At 71.6% G+C, this 14,599-nt stretch carries 13 protein-coding genes; 7 read left to right on the plus strand and 6 right to left on the minus strand.

Annotation, left to right across the window (positions count from 1 at the left end; all coding sequences use genetic code 11):
- Positions 1 to 8: 8 nt before the first annotated feature.
- The 3 genes from GGQ83_RS10505 to GGQ83_RS10515 form a co-directional block, all read right to left on the minus strand.
- Positions 9 to 1,142 carry an extracellular catalytic domain type 1 short-chain-length polyhydroxyalkanoate depolymerase gene (locus GGQ83_RS10505; RefSeq protein ID WP_184383762.1) on the minus strand — a complete coding sequence of 378 codons (1,134 nt, stop codon included), beginning with the start codon at positions 1,140 to 1,142 and terminating at the stop codon, positions 9 to 11.
- A gap of 57 nt (positions 1,143 to 1,199) precedes the next feature.
- Entirely contained in the window at positions 1,200 to 1,622 is a 423-nt protein-coding gene (locus GGQ83_RS10510; RefSeq protein ID WP_184383763.1) for a CopG family transcriptional regulator, read from the minus strand.
- Positions 1,623 to 1,689: 67 nt separating this feature from the next.
- Positions 1,690 to 3,453, minus strand: coding sequence for an ABC transporter transmembrane domain-containing protein (locus GGQ83_RS10515; RefSeq protein WP_242535059.1), 1,764 nt, complete (start codon positions 3,451 to 3,453; stop codon positions 1,690 to 1,692).
- A 125-nt stretch (positions 3,454 to 3,578) separates the two neighbouring features.
- On the opposite strand from GGQ83_RS10515, the gene GGQ83_RS10520 reads away from it, so the two are divergent.
- Positions 3,579 to 4,766, plus strand: coding sequence for a Coenzyme F420 hydrogenase/dehydrogenase, beta subunit C-terminal domain (locus tag GGQ83_RS10520; RefSeq protein ID WP_242535060.1), 1,188 nt, complete (start codon positions 3,579 to 3,581; stop codon positions 4,764 to 4,766).
- Here GGQ83_RS10520 and GGQ83_RS10525 read toward each other — a convergent pair.
- The gene (locus tag GGQ83_RS10525; RefSeq protein ID WP_184383766.1) at positions 4,763 to 7,528 is read right to left on the minus strand and encodes a phosphoenolpyruvate carboxylase; all 2,766 of its coding nucleotides are present in this window, start codon (positions 7,526 to 7,528) and stop codon (positions 4,763 to 4,765) included. The genes GGQ83_RS10520 and GGQ83_RS10525 overlap by 4 nt on opposite strands.
- Positions 7,529 to 7,627: 99 nt before the next feature.
- Entirely contained in the window at positions 7,628 to 8,074 is a 447-nt protein-coding gene (locus tag GGQ83_RS10530; protein WP_184383767.1) for an Lrp/AsnC family transcriptional regulator, read from the minus strand.
- A gap of 133 nt (positions 8,075 to 8,207) precedes the next feature.
- On the opposite strand from GGQ83_RS10530, the gene GGQ83_RS10535 reads away from it, so the two are divergent.
- Positions 8,208 to 9,467 carry a D-amino acid dehydrogenase gene (locus GGQ83_RS10535; RefSeq protein ID WP_184383768.1) on the plus strand — a complete coding sequence of 420 codons (1,260 nt, stop codon included), beginning with the start codon at positions 8,208 to 8,210 and terminating at the stop codon, positions 9,465 to 9,467.
- Between the two features lie 36 nt (positions 9,468 to 9,503).
- On the opposite strand, the gene GGQ83_RS10540 is transcribed toward GGQ83_RS10535, so the two are convergent.
- Positions 9,504 to 11,069 (minus strand): MBL fold metallo-hydrolase RNA specificity domain-containing protein, encoded by a 1,566-nt coding sequence (locus tag GGQ83_RS10540; protein ID WP_184383769.1) that lies wholly within the window; start codon positions 11,067 to 11,069, stop codon positions 9,504 to 9,506.
- Positions 11,070 to 11,152: 83 nt separating this feature from the next.
- On the opposite strand from GGQ83_RS10540, the gene GGQ83_RS10545 reads away from it, so the two are divergent.
- The 5 genes from GGQ83_RS10545 (at position 11,153) to GGQ83_RS10565 (ending at position 14,595) form a co-directional block, all read left to right on the plus strand.
- The gene (locus tag GGQ83_RS10545) at positions 11,153 to 11,914 is read left to right on the plus strand and encodes an LOG family protein (RefSeq protein ID WP_207018117.1); all 762 of its coding nucleotides are present in this window, start codon (positions 11,153 to 11,155) and stop codon (positions 11,912 to 11,914) included.
- A 21-nt stretch (positions 11,915 to 11,935) separates the two neighbouring features.
- Positions 11,936 to 12,529 carry a D-sedoheptulose 7-phosphate isomerase gene (locus GGQ83_RS10550; protein ID WP_184383771.1) on the plus strand — a complete coding sequence of 198 codons (594 nt, stop codon included), beginning with the start codon at positions 11,936 to 11,938 and terminating at the stop codon, positions 12,527 to 12,529.
- Complete coding sequence (locus GGQ83_RS10555; RefSeq protein WP_184383772.1) at positions 12,526 to 13,077, plus strand: D-glycero-alpha-D-manno-heptose-1,7-bisphosphate 7-phosphatase; 552 nt, start codon at positions 12,526 to 12,528, stop codon at positions 13,075 to 13,077. Before GGQ83_RS10550 ends, GGQ83_RS10555 begins: the two co-directional genes overlap by 4 nt.
- Before the next feature lie 39 nt (positions 13,078 to 13,116).
- Entirely contained in the window at positions 13,117 to 13,947 is an 831-nt protein-coding gene (locus GGQ83_RS10560) for an enoyl-CoA hydratase/isomerase family protein (protein WP_207018119.1), read from the plus strand.
- 69 nt (positions 13,948 to 14,016) lie between these two features.
- A complete protein-coding gene (locus GGQ83_RS10565; protein WP_184383773.1) occupies positions 14,017 to 14,595 on the plus strand; it encodes a hypothetical protein in 579 nt (192 codons plus the stop codon).
- Positions 14,596 to 14,599 lie beyond the last annotated feature (4 nt).

Below are 14,599 nucleotides of genomic sequence, written 5' to 3' on the forward strand. Positions count from 1 at the left end.
TCCAGCTTTCAGCTTTCCCGCGGCCCTCTCGGCTGTTCCAGGAAGAAGCGCAGCATCTCGCGCGAGGCATCCGGTCCCCTGGGGTCGGTGTAGGATCCCGCGCTGCTGCCGCCAGACCAGGCATGGCCACCCCCATGCACCACCCATTGTTCCAGCATCGGCCGGCCCGCCGCATCGGCATGGATGGTGCGGGTATAGGTGTGCCCGCCCGACACCTGGCCGCGCTCCGTCGTCACGCGAAGCCGGCTGCCGCCCGCCTGCGCGATCACCTGCTCACCATTGCGCGGGTGCACCGTGGTGTCCTGGTCCGCGTGGAAGACGATGGTCGGCACCAGGCGCCCGCCTGGGTCCGGGCGCACGCCCCCTTTGCGCATGGCGGCGAAGGCCGAGGGCATGTCGCGCGCCGCACCGCAGGCCAGCCCCGAATGCACGCCCGCCGCCGCATAGAGCTCCGGGTAGGCCTGCGCCATGATCGCCGCCGCCGCCCCGCCGGCGGAAAGGCCGGCCACGAAGACCCGCGCCGGGTCCGCGCCATGCTCCCGCACCACCTGCCGGGTGATCCCGGCGATGAGCGCGGGTTCCCCCTGGTCGCGCCGCTGGTCGGTCGGATTGAACCAGTTCCAGCACTTCTGGGGGTTCGCCGAGGAGGTCTGCCCAGGATAGACCACCAGGCAGCCATGCGCCTCCGCCAGCGCGTTCATCCGCGTGCCGGCCGCGAAATCCTCGGGCGACTGCGTGCAGCCATGCAGCATGACCAGGAGCGGCCTGGGCCCCGCGGCCGGAGTGCCGGGGATGTAGAGCCTGTAGCTCCGGCCGCCCGCCGCACCGGCGAAGCTGCCGGCGAGGAAGCGCGCGCCTTCGGGCAGCACAGGCGCGGGGGCGGGGCCACCAGGCCCGAAGGGTGAGCGCGGGCCGCGCAACGCCTCGCCCATCGCCCCGCCGCCGCGCCAGACTTGGGACGCGTGGGCCTCGCCGCTGCGGGGGTCCACGTCGAACAGGCGCCCCTGGCGGGCGGCCGGTGGGGCTGGCGGGGCCGGGGCGCCGGAAAAGCCGCCCTGCAACAGCGCGGTCGCTTCGGCGAGCTTGCCCTCACGGGTGAGGCGTGTCGCCTCACGCATGAGGTCGGCGGAAAACGCGTTCATGTGACTGTGCTTTCAAGCGGCGCGGAGGTTCCACGCCTGGGTTCGTGCGGGAGGCGCTCAGCGCATCCGGTCGGCGAGCGCGGCCTTCACCTCGGCGCTGGCCTGCAGCGCCCCCAGCACCGAGAGGGAGGCGATGGCCGCGCGCGCCAGCTCAGGCGTCACATCGGCCGCGATGCTGGCGAGGCCCAGCACCCGGATGTCGAGGGGCCGGCCCGAATCCCGCGCCGCCTCCAGGTCCGCCCGGGTGAAATGCCGCAGCCCCAGGTCCAGGCTGCGCCGTGCCACGGATTGCCGGGCGGCGTCGGCATGGCGCTCGACCTGGTTGCGGATGGCGGTGCGGATGAAGTCGGTGCGGTTGGCGTAGAAGCCGTCCTGCACCAGCAGGTCTATGTGGCCGAGGTCCACATAGCCGAGGTTGATCGTGATCTTCTCGGAATCGCCGCCGGCCTTGGGCCGGAGTTCCTGCACATTGCCGGCCATCTGAACGCCATCCTCTTACCATCCGTGTGGATGGTAGGTGGCGAGTGGCGGTGGTGCATTCAAGGCGTCACGCCGCGTGGGCGCCCTCACCGAACTGCAGCCGCGCGAGCCGCGCATACAGACCGCCCTCGGCCACCAGCGCCGCATGGGTGCCCATCGCCACCACGCGCCCCGCCTCCATCACCACGATCCGGTCCGCCCGCCGCACGGTGGCGAGGCGATGCGCCACCACCAGCGTGGTCCGCCCCTCCGCGAGCCGCGTGATGGCCTGCTGCACCGCCTGTTCGCTCTCCGCGTCGAGCGCGCTGGTGGCCTCGTCCAGCAGCAGCAAAGGCGGGTCGCGCAGGATGGCGCGGGCGATGGCGATGCGCTGGCGCTGGCCGCCGGAGAGCAGCACGCCGCGCGGCCCCAGCTGGCTCGCATAGCCCTCGGGCAGCGCCATGATGAAGTCATGGGCCGCGGCGGCATGGGCGGCGGCCTCCACCTCGGCATCGCTCGCCTCGGGGCGGCCGTAGCGGATGTTTTCGGCGGCGGTGGCGGAAAAAATCACCGGGTCCTGCGCCACCAGCGCCATGCGCCCGCGCAGGTCGGCGGGGTCGAGGTCGCGCAGGTCCACCCCCTCCAGCGTGATGCGCCCCTGGGCCGGGTCATAGAAGCGCAGCAGCAATTGCAGCACCGTGGTCTTGCCCGCGCCCGAGGGCCCCACCAACGCCACCGTCTCGCCTGGCGCCACATGCAGGGTGAAGCGGTCCAGCGCGGGCGTGGCGGGGCGCGAGGGGTAGTGGAAGGTCACGCCTTCGAAGCCGACTTCGCCACGCGGGGCGGGCAAAGCGGCGGGAAGGGCAGGGGCGGCGATGAGGGGCGTGATGTCCAGCACCTCCACCAGCCGGTCGGCCGCCGCGGCCGCGCGCTGCACCTCGCCCCAGAGCTCCGACAGCGTGCTGCCCGAGGAAGCGAGCAGCACCGCATAGAAGACGAAGGCCGTCAGCTCGCCCCCGGTCATCCGCCCCGCGATCACATCCTGCCCACCCACCCAGAGGCTGAAGGTGATGGCCCCGAAGCCCATCAGGATCACGATCAGGATCAGCATGGCGCGCGAGCCGATGCGCCGGAGTGCGGCCTGCACCGAACGCTCCACCGCCGCGCCGAAGCGCGCGCGCTCGTTGCCCTCCTGGGTATAGGCCTGGACGGTGCGCAGGCTGTTCAGCGCCTCCTCCGCCTGGGCCGAGAGGTCGGCCACCCGCTCCTGCGCGGTGCGGGAGAGACGCCGCTCCCGCCGGCCGAACAGGACCAGCGGCACCACGACCACCGGCACCACCACCAGCACGATGCCGGCCAGCTTGGGGCTGGACGCCACCAGCAACACCAGCGCCCCGGTCGAGGTCAGCGCCGTCCGCAGACCCATCGAGATGGCCGAGCCGATCAGCGCCTGCAGCAGCGCGATGTCGGCCGTCATGCGGGAGAGGATGTCGCCCGTGCGCGCCGTCTCCACGCTGGCGGGCGAGAGGCGCAGCACATGGCCGAAGACGGCGGCCCGCAGGTCCGCCGCCACCCGCTCGCCCAGCCAGGAGACCAGGTAGAATCGCAGCGCGGTGGCGAAGCCCAGCGCCGCCACCACCAGGAACATGAAGAGCGCGGCGGCGTTGAGGCTGGCGGCGTCCTGGCTGGCGAACCCGTCGTCAATCAGTTGCCGGAGCCCCTGGCCGATCATCAGGACAAGCCCCGCGGCCAGCAGCAGCGCGCCTGCGGCGGCCAGCGCGCGTTTCCAGTGGGGGCGGAGGAAGGGGAACAGGACGCGCAGCGCGCCGAGATTCTTGGGGGCAGGGGCCATGGGCGCGATCATGCCAGCATTCGGTGCGCGCGGCATGGCCCAAGGGATAAACTGTCAGTCATCCTGGACGGCGGCGCTGTCAGCCGACTAGCCTCGTGCCCATGGACCACGCCCATCCCGGCCCGATGACGCCCCCCTTGCGCCCCGCGCCGCACCGCAACCTCTGCACCGATTGCGGCGTCTCGCGCATGGAGGACCCGAAGGCCTGCGGCCGGGCCTGCCAGTTCGTGGCGCCCGACTATCCGGCGCTGGAGGCGCAGGTGCATGGCCGCGCGCGCGACCCCGCGCGGCCGGACGAGCTGCATTTCGGGCCACACCTGCGCATGCTGCGCGCCCGGCTGCGCGCGCCGCTGCCCGGCGCGCAATGGACCGGCATCACCACGCGGCTCGCCGCCCGGCTGCTGGAGGTGGGGGCGGTGGACGCCGTGCTGACCATGGCGCCCGACCCCCAGGACCGCTGGAAGCCCACCCCCGTCCTGGTGACGCGGGCCGAGGACATGGCGGGCGTGCGGGGCATGCGGATGGGCTACGCGCCGCTGCTGGCCCTGTTGGAACCCGCGCGGGCGGCGGGGCACCGGCGCCTCGCGGTGATCGGCATTCCCTGCCAGGTCTATGCGCTGCGGGCGCTGGAGAAGGAGCTGGGGTTCGACAGGCTTTACGTCATCGGCACGCCCTGTTCCGACAACACGACCACGGAAAATTTTCATCAGTTCCTGGCGCTGCTGGATGAAGACCCCGGAACCATCACCTATCTGGAATTCCGCGCCGATTTCCACGTGGAGCTGCGCTACGCGGACGGACGGCGACGAGAGATTCCTTTCCTGCAACTCCCCATCTCAAAACTGCCCAAGGACTTCTTTCCGCTGACCTGCCGCAGCTGCGTGGACTACACCAACGTCCTGGCCGACATCACCGTGGGCTACATGGGCGGTGAGGGGCAGCAATGGCTCATCCTCCGCAACGCGCGCGGCGAGGAACTGCTCTCCCTGCTGGGCGATGAGGTCGAAACCGCGGCCCCCGGCAGCGCCGGCAAGCGTGCGGGGCCGGTGAAGGGTTTCCTCGCCAACACCCAGCGCGCGGCGGGCGGGCTGCCGCTGCGGCGCATGCCGAACTGGCTGCGGCCGATCGTGGGTTGGCTCATGCCCCGCATGGGCCCGCGCGGCCTGGAATTCGCCCGCGCGCGGGTGGAGATGAAGGCGGTGGAGAGCGTCATCCACCTCCAGCGCGAACAGCCCCGCCGCGCCCCGCGCATGATCCCGGCCCATGTGTGGGAGCTGGTGCGGCCCTACGGGTTGGGGCCGCGCAAGGACTAACCGAAGGCCCCCACCTCATGGCTGACGGCGGCCGAGCAGTTCCGCAGCAGGTCGAACATCTGCCGCATGGGGCCGAAGATCTCGGCATGCTCGCGCCCATAGCTCGGCCCCTCGTCAGGTGCCGCTGGCTCATGGAAGTCGAGGCCCGTCACCGGGTCGGGTGCCGAGGGGAAGATCTGTTCCAGCAAGGTCACGGCCGGCTCCACGTCCAGCGCCAGGATGCGCGCCAGCACCCCCTCGCGCGTCGCGCCGTGCCTGGGACTGAATTCCGGCACCCGCACCGCCAGCAACCAGAGCCGATGGATCAGCGCGAGGCGCAGCGCGTGCAGCAGCACCAGGCGTTCGGGCATCTGGGGCAATTCGGGCCAGGCGGCGCGCAGTGCCAGGTGATCGGCCTTGAGGCGCCGGTAGAGGCGGCGCAGCGGCGCTTCCAGCTCCATCGCGTCCAGCGGGTCCGCCACGGCCAGCAGCGCCTCGCGCCGGCCAGGCCGCAGGGTGGCGGAAGCGCGGTCCAGCCAAGTGCCCGGGTCCAGCGTGCCGATCACCGCCCGCACCACCCCGATGTCGGAACACTCCGCCGCCCGCAGCGCCATCCCCAGCGCGCGCCGGAAGCGGGGGGAACGCGCGCGCAGGTCATGGAAGGCCTCGGGGTTCGCCGTCACCGCCGCGCCCAGCCCGTGCAGCGTGTTCGCCAGCCACCCCACCTGGTGCAGGATGGCGTTGTTCGGGATGGCGCGCAGCTGCGAGGGGTGGGTCAGCCGCGCGGGCCCGCCCACGCCATCCGTCTGCCGCGCGGAGGGGCGGGAGCCGGTGCGCTCCAGCAGCCCCGGCCCGAACCCGCCCAGCAGGGCCGCGTAGCCCGGGTCGGCCACCAGCGCCTGCACCTCGCGCCGCAGGGTCGCGAAGAAGTCCGCGCCATAGTCGCTCTCGGTGTAGATGGGGTCCACGCCGGCGGGCAGGGCGGCGAAGGCGTGTTCGGCGATGCGGGCCACGGTGGCGCGGGCCAGTTCGGGCGTGGCCCAGAGCAGGTAGCCATCACCGCCCTGGAAGCTCGATTCCTCGCGCGCCGGCAGCCCGGCCTCGGCCAGGGCAGCCCGCGCCTGGGGCGGAAAGAGGTAGTCCAGCCGGTCCATCAAGCTGTCCGGGTGACCGCCGCGGCCGATGCTCTCGCCATGGGTGTCGAACAGCACGACCTCGATCCCCGAGAGCCCGTGTTTCCGCAGCAGTTCCGCCAGCCGCAGCTTCAGCCGCTCCACCAGGTAGGAGGCGGCGAGCTGCCCGACATAGCGCCCGGAATCCGAATAGCCGAACTGCAGGCAGAGCCGCCCATGCAGGCGGAGATAGTCGCGGAAGGAGGGGCTGCGCAGCGCCTCGTCCAGCACGCGCTCGCCACGTTCCAGCGCATCGGCGGTCTCGAAGAGCGGCGAGATCTCCACATGCCGCTCGCAGCCGAAATGCCGCGCGAGCCACAGCGCCGCCAGCAGGGTGAAACCCGTCTCCGTCTCCGCGATCAGGAAGCGGATGGGCGCGGTGCGGTCCACATGCTTCGCGATCTGCGCGACATTCATCATCAGCTTGGCGGCCGAGGCCTGTTCGGCCAGCAGGGCGCCGTAATCCACCGGCCGGGCCTGCACGTTCGCGAGCGCCGCGTTCACCTGGGCCAGCAGGGTGCGGCGCTGGGCCATGTCCTCGGGCGCGGTGGTGATGTCCAGGCGCTGGCGCACGGCATTATGGACCTGGGTCGCATTCAGCCGGACATGGGTGTGGGCGAGCGAAAGCCCATGGGCCACCAGCCCCGCCCGCGCCACGGCCAGCTTGCGGCGGGCGGCGTCGTCCGCGGCCTCCTCCAGCGCGGCGTCGAAGAGGGTGAGCAGGGGCGTCAGATCCGTCATCGCCGCCTCCCGCCGGGCCAGCATCTCGGCCGCCATGGCCTGCACCGCGGCGGGCGTGGGCCGGTCCGGCACGGAGGCGATCTGCATGATGACGGCGTCCACCGCCTGTTCGGCGCGCTCGGCGATGGCGGTGCCGGGAAGCTGGGCGGCCAGCCGTTCCAGTTGCAGCCGCTTCATGATGAGGCGCAGCCGCAGCGTGTCCCACCAGCCGATATCGGTGCGCCCATCCGTGTCATAGCCCACCCAGGAGGCGAGCTTCACGGGCGAGGGCCGCAACTGCGCCCAGCGGTCGGGCCAGATGGCGCGGGCGGCGTCGAGCAGGCTGCCCGCGAATTCATCCAGCGCGTCGCGGCCGCGCAGGATCGCGGCGCAGGCCTGGTCGAATTCCTCGGTCAAGGTCACCGGCGCGGGGCGGTGGGGCAGGCCACGCGCCGGGGCCTCGCCCGTGCTGGCGGCTTCGGCCAGCGCGCCATGGGTCGCGGGCGGCAGCGAGAAGGTGGGGTGCGCGGTGAAGACGGCCGCGAAGCGTGCGCGCTCGACCAGGGCGCGATAGGCGGCGAAGGGGATGGGGCTGTCCAGCGGGTCGGGCCGCGCCAGGCGTTGCGCGAGGCCGGGGAAGGGGTCCGCCCCGGTTGTATGGCCCAGATAGCGCGCCAGCCGCCGCGCCCGCCCCGCCATGGCGTCATCGGCCAGTTGCTGGATGATGTCGCCAAGCCGCCCGAGGTCGAGCGAGCCGTCATCCAGCCCGCGGCTGACCGAAAGCGCCGTCAGCAGCACAGGGTCGCCGAAGGGGTCCTGGGCGGAGGCCGCGCGTGCGTCGCGCATCCGGCCGAGCAGGCGCGGGAGGAGATCGGGGTTGGTTCCATCCATGGCCAGGATGCTGCACCTGCGAATGGGTGCGAGGCCAGTGAAATCCAAGCTGAGAGAGCAATTCACCGCGACGGCGATTCCGCCTTCGCGGATCGCGCTCTACCCGGTCACCACCGCCCGGATGGCGAAGCTGGACTGGATCCGCGCCACGCCGGGCATGCGGCTGAGCTGTTCCTTGTGGATGCGTTCGTAGTCGGCCGCGTCGCGGCATTCCACGCGCAACAGGTAATCGGCCATCCCGGTCATCAGGTAGCATTCGCGCACCTCCGGGCAGCGACGGATGGCGGCCTCGAAGCGGGTGAGGTGCTGTTCCGTCTGCCGGTCCAGCGTGATCTGCACGATGACCGTGACCTGGCCCGCCCGCTGCGGCTCGGCCAGCAGTACGGTATAGCCGCGGATGACGCCGCGATGTTCCAGCAGCCGCAGACGCCGCAGGCAGGCCGAGGGCGACAGCCCCACCGCCTGGGCCAGCTTGGCGTTGGTGATCCGCGCATCCAGGCGCAGTTCGCGCAGGATGGCGAGGTCGGTCTCGTCCAGGGCGTGCATGGTGGTTTGTGCCACTTCCTCGCAGAATCTTGCAAGAATTCGCGCAAACGCCCGGTTCTGCGCAAGATGCGCCGGAACCACGCATGATCCTCCCGATACTGTCAGCCCTGTTCCGGTTCTTCTGGAGGCGGCGATGCGGGTTCTCGTTCTCGGCAGTGGTGTGGTCGGTGTCACCAGCGCCTGGTATCTCGCCCAGGCGGGCCATGAGGTCACGGTGCTGGACCGCCAGCCCGGCGCCGGCATGGAGACCAGCTTCGCCAATGCGGGCCAGGTCTCGCCCGGCTATTCGGCGCCCTGGGCCGGTCCCGGCATCCCCATCAAGGCGATGAAGTGGCTGATGATGCGCCATCGCCCGCTGGTGTTCTGGCCCCAGGCGAAGGGCGGGCTCTACCCCTGGCTGGCGCGCATGCTGGCGAACTGCACCGAGGGCGCCTACGCCACCAACAAGGCCCGCATGGTCCGCATCGCGGAATATTCGCGCGACGCCCTGCTGGCCCTGCGCGCCGAGACGGGCATCCAGTACGATCAGCGCACCCAGGGCACGCTGCAGCTTTTCCGCACGCAGAAGCAGCTCGACGCCGTGCAGGCCGATGTCGCCGTGCTGCGCGAAAGCGGCGTGCCGCATGAACTGCTGGACATGGCCGGCTGCATCGCGGCCGAGCCGGCCCTGGCGCGCGTGGCGGAAAAGTTCGTGGGCGGGCTGCGCCTGCCGGGCGACGAGACGGGCGATGCCTTCCTCTTCACCCAGCGCCTCGCCGAGATGGCCGCCGCGCGCGGCGTGGTGTTCCGCCAGGGCGTCTCCATCCAGGCCATCGAGCATGCGGGCGGCGAGGTGACGGGCGTCGTCACGGACCAGGGCCGCTTCACCGCCGACCGCTACGTCGTGGCACTCGGCAGCCATTCGACGGCGCTGTTGCGGCCGCTCGCAGTCTCCATCCCCGTCTATCCGGTGAAGGGCTATTCGCTGACGCTGCCGGTGCGCGACGCGGACGCCGCCCCCGTCTCCACCGTGATGGACGAGACCTACAAGATCGCGGTGACGCGCCTGGGCGACCGCATCCGCGTGGGCGGCACGGCGGAGCTGGCGGGCTTCTCGCTCAAGCTGCGCCGGCCCCGGCGCGAGACGCTGGAACACACGCTGACCGACCTCTTCCCCGATGCCGGCAACCCCGCCGAGGCCCAGTTCTGGACCGGCCTGCGGCCGATGACGCCGGACGGCACGCCCATCGTGGGCCCCACGCGCTACCGCAACCTGTTCCTGAACACGGGCCATGGCACGCTGGGCTGGACCATGGCCTGCGGCTCGGGGCGCCTGCTGGCGGACCTGGTCAGCGCCCGCGCGCCCGAGATCGCGCATGACGACCTCGCGCTGGCGCGCTACGCGCCGGCGTGAAGTGAGCGGCTGATCCGCCGCTCGGACGACCAGACGCTAGCCCAGCAACGCGGCCTTGAGCCGCGCGATCAGTGCCGCCCGCGCGGCAGGGTCTGCCGCGTGCTCAATGGCCTCCTCCACGCCCAGCAGCAGCGCGGCGCGTTCATTGTGCCAGTCGGGCCGGGCCAGGGCCTCCGGGTCCATTCGGCGGACATTCTCGGGCGCGGGCAGCGCCACGGGCGGCGCGCCGGCCGGCTGGCGCCAGCGCGAATCCAGCACGGGTTGCACCACCTGGTTGCCCAGCCGGGCGGCGAGACCCTCGATGGCCTCGGGCTCGCCATGGGTCAGGAAGATGCCGCCCGAAATGGGCCGCCGCGCCTCCACCCAGCGGGCCAGCTCCGGCCCGTCGGCATGGCCGGAATAGCCCTCGATGCGCGTGATGCGGGCCGCCACCTCGATGGTCTCGCCCTGGATGCGGACGCGCGGCGCGCCTTCCTGCAGCAGCCGGCCCAACGTGCCGCTGGCCTGGAAGCCCACCAGCACCACCATGGCCGCCGGGTCCCACAGCCGGGACTTCAGGTGTTCCCGGATACGCCCCGCATCGCACATGCCCGAGCCCGCGATGACGATGTGAAAGCCCTTGTGCTGCGCCAGCTTCCGGCTGGCCGCCCCCTCCACCACATGCACGAGGCGATGTGATTGCAGGGCGGCGCGCAGCGCCTCGCCCTCCTCCATCCCATGCGCGTGCCGGGCGAAGACCTTGCTCGCGCGGGTGGCGAGCGGGCTGTCCATGTGGATGGTCGTGGCCGGGATATCGCCGCGCTGCATCAGCAGCACCAGGTCCAGCACCACCTCCTGCGCGCGTTCCACCGCGAAGCTCGGGATCAGCAGGGCGCCGTCACGCTCCGCGGCCTCGCGCACCAGCGCGGCCAGGGCGGCGCGGCGGGCCTCAGGCGTGATGAGGGGCCGGTCCTCATCGCCATAGGTGCTTTCGCAGATGAGGTGATCGAGGCCCTGCGGCCCTTCCGGCTCCGGGTGCAGGGTGCCGTCATCGGGGCCGATGTCGCCCGAGGCCAGCACGCGCACATCGCCGAACTCCATCTCGATGGAGGAGGAGCCCAGCATGTGCCCCGCATTCCACCAGCGCGCCCGCAGGCCCTTGGCGGGGCTGATCCACTCGCCATAGGCCACGGGCCGAAAAGCCTCCAGCGCCGCATCGGCATCGGCGGGACCGTAGATAGGGCGAACCTCCTCGCGCCCGCGCCAGCGGCGGCGGTTGCGGCGGTTCAACATCCGCACCTCGCTCTCCTGGATGTGGCCGCTGTCGGGCAGGAGGCAGGCGCAGAGCTCGATGGTGGCGGGGGTGGCGTGGATGGCGCCGCGGAAACCCTCCTTCACCAGGCGCGGCAGCAGCCCGCTGTGGTCCATGTGCGCGTGGGTCAGCAGCACGGCGTCGAGGCTCGCGGGGTCGAAGGGGAAGGGCTCGTGGTTCAGCGCCTTCAGCGTCTTGGGGCCCTGGAACATGCCGCAATCCACCAGCACATGCGCGCCCGGCGCCTCGAAGCGCAGGCAGGAACCGGTGACGGTGCGTGCCGCGCCATGGACATGCAGGGTGACGGACATCGCTTGGCATCCCTTCGCCGCGCCGCTGGTTGGAGGGGGGCGCTTGCGGGCGCATCATGCGCGCCACGGCGCGGGGGGAGAAGATGACGGAACACGACGACAACCCGGCCTATCGCCTGGCCCTGCTGGACGAGGATTTCCTGCGCGGCCCCGCCATGCGCGGCGTGCGGCTGCAAGTTGAGGCGGTGAAGGCCGACGAGGCGCTGCGCGCGGCGCGCGTGGGCTCCACCATCGTGGTCTTCGGCGGCGCGCGCATCGCGGAGGACGGGCCGGGCCACCACCCCCGCTGGTATGCCGAGGCGCGGCGCTTCGGGCAGATCGCCTCCATGCGCGGCGGCGCGCTGGAACCCATAGACGGCTGGCGCGAGAACGTGATCGCGACCGGCGGCGGGCCCGGCATCATGGAGGCCGCCAACCGCGGCGCGCATGACGTGGGCGCCCCCAGCATCGGCTTCAACATCCAGCTGCCGCATGAACAGCGCCCGAACCGCTACTCCACGCCCAACCTGACCTTCCAGTTCCACTACTTCGCCATCCGCAAGCTGCATTTGGCCATGCGGGCGCGGGCGCTGGTGGTGTTCCCGGGCGGCTTCGGGACGCTGGACGAGCTGTTCGAGATCCTGACGCTGCGCCAGACCGGCCGCACGCCGGCCGTGCCGGTGGTGCTGGTGGACAGCGCCCATTGGCGCGGGCTGATCAACTGGCAGGCCTTCCAGGATGCCGGCCTGATCGGCGCGGCGGACATGGGCCTGCTGCATTTCGTGGACGATGCGGAGGCCGCCTGGGCCGTCATCGCCGCCCATGAACCGCCGGTTTTGCCGCGGGGCCCCGGTGTGGGTATGTGAGACCCCGGCGAGGAGGGGCGCATGGAACTGGCGGAACACATGGCGGGCCAACTCGCGCGATCGGCGCGGGTGCTGGAGGCGATGGCGGGCGATGCGGCCCTTTGCGCCACCGCCGCCCGCGTGGCCGAGGTGACGGTGGCGGCGCTTCAGGGCGGCCGCAAGCTGCTGCTCTGCGGCAATGGCGGCAGCGCGGCCGACGCCCAGCACTGGGCGGCGGAGCTGGTGGGCCGCTTCCTGCATGACCGTCCGCCGCTTCCGGCCATCGCGCTGACGACCGACAGCTCGGCGCTGACCTGCATCGGCAATGACTACGGCTTCGACCAGGTCTTCGCCCGCCAGGTGGCGGCGCTGGGGCAGGGGGGGGATGTGCTGTTCGCGCTCTCCACCTCCGGCAATTCGGCGAATGTGCTGGCGGCACTGGAAGCGGCACGGGCGCGGGGGATGGTGTGCGTGGGCTTCACGGGCGCGCGCGGGGGCCGCATGGGCGCGCTGTGCGACCACCTGCTGCGCGTGCCCAGCACCGAGACGGCCCGCGTCCAGGAGGGGCATGAGGCGCTGGGCCATGCGCTGTGCGGCGCCATCGAGGCCGCGTTGTTCCCACCGCCTGGGCCATGACGGGTCGGCGCGCGCTTTTCCTCGACCGCGACGGGGTGGTGAACGAGGATCTGGGCTACGTCCACCGCATCGAGGATTTCCATTTCCGGCCGGGCATCTTCGAGCTGTGCCGGGCCGCGCGTGGGCTCGGCATGGCGCTGGTGGTGGTGACGAACCAGTCGGGCATCGGTCGCGGCATGTATTCCGAAGAGGATTTCGCGGCGCTCACGGCCTGGATGTGCGCGCGCTTCGCACAGGAAGGCGCGGCCCTGGACCGCGTGGAGCATTGCCCGGATGTGGCCCCGAGCCGCCGGCGCAAGCCCGCCCCGGGGATGATCCTGGATGCCGCGGCGGCGCTGGAACTCGACGTGGCGGCCTCGGTGATGGTGGGGGACCGCCGGACGGACATGGCGGCGGCGAAGGCGGCGGGGGTGGGCCTCAGGCTGTTGTTCCCAAATGACATCGTGGAAGTTTCTGATAATTGTCCTAGGACAATCATTTTTCCTGTTGGGTCCTCGCTGGCATTGGCGATTTCCTTCCTGTCGGCGGGTTCTGGTAAATCTTCCTAGGGTCATACCCCTGTCCCGCCGCCTCATCCCGCGCGAGAAATGCTCCAAACCAGCCCCAAGGACATGCCGATGGACACGCCGCCGCAACTCGACACCATCGCCCTCGAAACCCCCGCCCCCCATGTGCTCGTGGCAAGGCTGAACCGGCCCGAGGTCTCCAACGCGCTGAACACCCAGATGGGGCGTGACCTGCTGACCCTCTGGACCCACCTCACGGCCGAACCCGGCGAGACGCGCTGCGTCATCTTCACCGGCACCGGCGGCCGCGCCTTCTGCGGCGGCGGCGACCTGAAGGAGCGCAACGGCATGACCGACGCGCAATGGATCGCCCAGCACGAGATCTTCGAACGCGCCTTCTGGGCGCAGATGGATTGCCCCATCCCCATCATCGCGGCCGTGAACGGCCATGCCTATGCGGGGGGGCTGGAAATGGTCCTGGCGTCGGATTTCGCCTATGGCCAGCCCGGCACCCGCTTCGCGCTGACCGAGGTCACCATCGGCATCATGCCGGGTGCGGGCGGCACCATGACGCTGCCCCGCACGGTGGGCGAGCGCCGGGCCAAGGAAATCATCCTGACCGGCAAGCCCGTCACCGCCGAACAGGCGCTGGAATGGGGCATCCTGAACGCGCTGCACCCGGCCGAGGCGCTGTTCGACGCCGCGCTGGAGACGGCGCGCACCATCGCGGGCAATGCGCCGCTTTCGGTGCGGCAAGCGAAGAAAAGCATCCATTTCGGCATGCAGATGGACCTCCGCACCGGGCTGCGCTTCGAGGTGGAGGCCTACAACCGCCTGGTGCCCACCGAGGACCGGCGCGAGGGCATCGCGAGCTTCAACGAGAAGCGCCGGCCGGTGTTCAAGGGGCGCTGACGCCACCCCTGGTTGCAGGCGCGCGCCGATGCCGGCAGGATCGCGCCACAACCCAGGGAGGAAACCTGCATGACCTCGACCCCGCTCCGCCTCATGGCCGGCGCCGCCCTGGTGGCGCTCTCGGTGGCGGCCGCGCCCGCCCGGGCCGATGACATCCGCGACGCCATCGCCGAGGCGGCGCGCACCTACGCCGCGGGGGACCTGGCGGGCGCCCGCGCGGCGCTGGGCGAGGCGCAGCAGCTGCTTCAGCAGCGCGCCGCCGATGGCGTGGCGGCCGCCCTGCCGGACGCGCTGCCCGGCTGGACCGCTGAGGACGCCGAAACCCAGGCGGCGGGCGTGTCCCTGTTCGGCGGCATGACCCAGGCCTCGCGCCGCTATCGCAACGCGGCGGGCGAGACGGTGGAAATCCAGATCATGGCGGACAACCCGATGCTGGCGCAGTTCGCCATGATCCTGGCCAACCCCGCCATGGCGGGGGCGATGGGCCGGTTGATCCGGGTAGGGCCGCACCGCGCCGTGCAGGGCAATGACGGGCAGATCACCATGCTGCTGAAGAACCGCTACCTGGTGCAGGTGGGCGGCAGCGCGCCGGCGCCCGCGCGCCTCGCCTATGCCCAGGCGGTGGACCAGGCGCGTTTGCCGGATTGAAGGC

Origin of the sequence: Roseococcus suduntuyensis (assembly GCF_014196305.1) — a bacterium.
Classification (GTDB): Bacteria; Pseudomonadota; Alphaproteobacteria; order Acetobacterales; family Acetobacteraceae; genus Roseococcus; species Roseococcus suduntuyensis.

Bases quoted from the DNA above. Each gene is read 5' to 3' on its own strand.
- GGQ83_RS10505 (WP_184383762.1), bottom strand. From the start codon at position 1,142: ATGAACGCGTTTTCCGCCGACCTCATGCGTGAGGCGACACGCCTCACC.
- GGQ83_RS10510 (WP_184383763.1), bottom strand. From the start codon at position 1,622: ATGGCCGGCAATGTGCAGGAACTCCGGCCCAAGGCCGGCGGCGATTCC.
- GGQ83_RS10515 (WP_242535059.1), bottom strand. From the start codon at position 3,453: ATGGCCCCTGCCCCCAAGAATCTCGGCGCGCTGCGCGTCCTGTTCCCC.
- GGQ83_RS10520 (WP_242535060.1), top strand. From the start codon at position 3,579: ATGACGCCCCCCTTGCGCCCCGCGCCGCACCGCAACCTCTGCACCGAT.
- GGQ83_RS10525 (WP_184383766.1), bottom strand. From the start codon at position 7,528: ATGGATGGAACCAACCCCGATCTCCTCCCGCGCCTGCTCGGCCGGATG.
- GGQ83_RS10530 (WP_184383767.1), bottom strand. From the start codon at position 8,074: ATGCACGCCCTGGACGAGACCGACCTCGCCATCCTGCGCGAACTGCGC.
- GGQ83_RS10535 (WP_184383768.1), top strand. From the start codon at position 8,208: ATGCGGGTTCTCGTTCTCGGCAGTGGTGTGGTCGGTGTCACCAGCGCC.
- GGQ83_RS10540 (WP_184383769.1), bottom strand. From the start codon at position 11,069: ATGTCCGTCACCCTGCATGTCCATGGCGCGGCACGCACCGTCACCGGT.
- GGQ83_RS10545 (WP_207018117.1), top strand. From the start codon at position 11,153: ATGACGGAACACGACGACAACCCGGCCTATCGCCTGGCCCTGCTGGAC.
- GGQ83_RS10550 (WP_184383771.1), top strand. From the start codon at position 11,936: ATGGAACTGGCGGAACACATGGCGGGCCAACTCGCGCGATCGGCGCGG.
- GGQ83_RS10555 (WP_184383772.1), top strand. From the start codon at position 12,526: ATGACGGGTCGGCGCGCGCTTTTCCTCGACCGCGACGGGGTGGTGAAC.
- GGQ83_RS10560 (WP_207018119.1), top strand. From the start codon at position 13,117: ATGCTCCAAACCAGCCCCAAGGACATGCCGATGGACACGCCGCCGCAA.
- GGQ83_RS10565 (WP_184383773.1), top strand. From the start codon at position 14,017: ATGACCTCGACCCCGCTCCGCCTCATGGCCGGCGCCGCCCTGGTGGCG.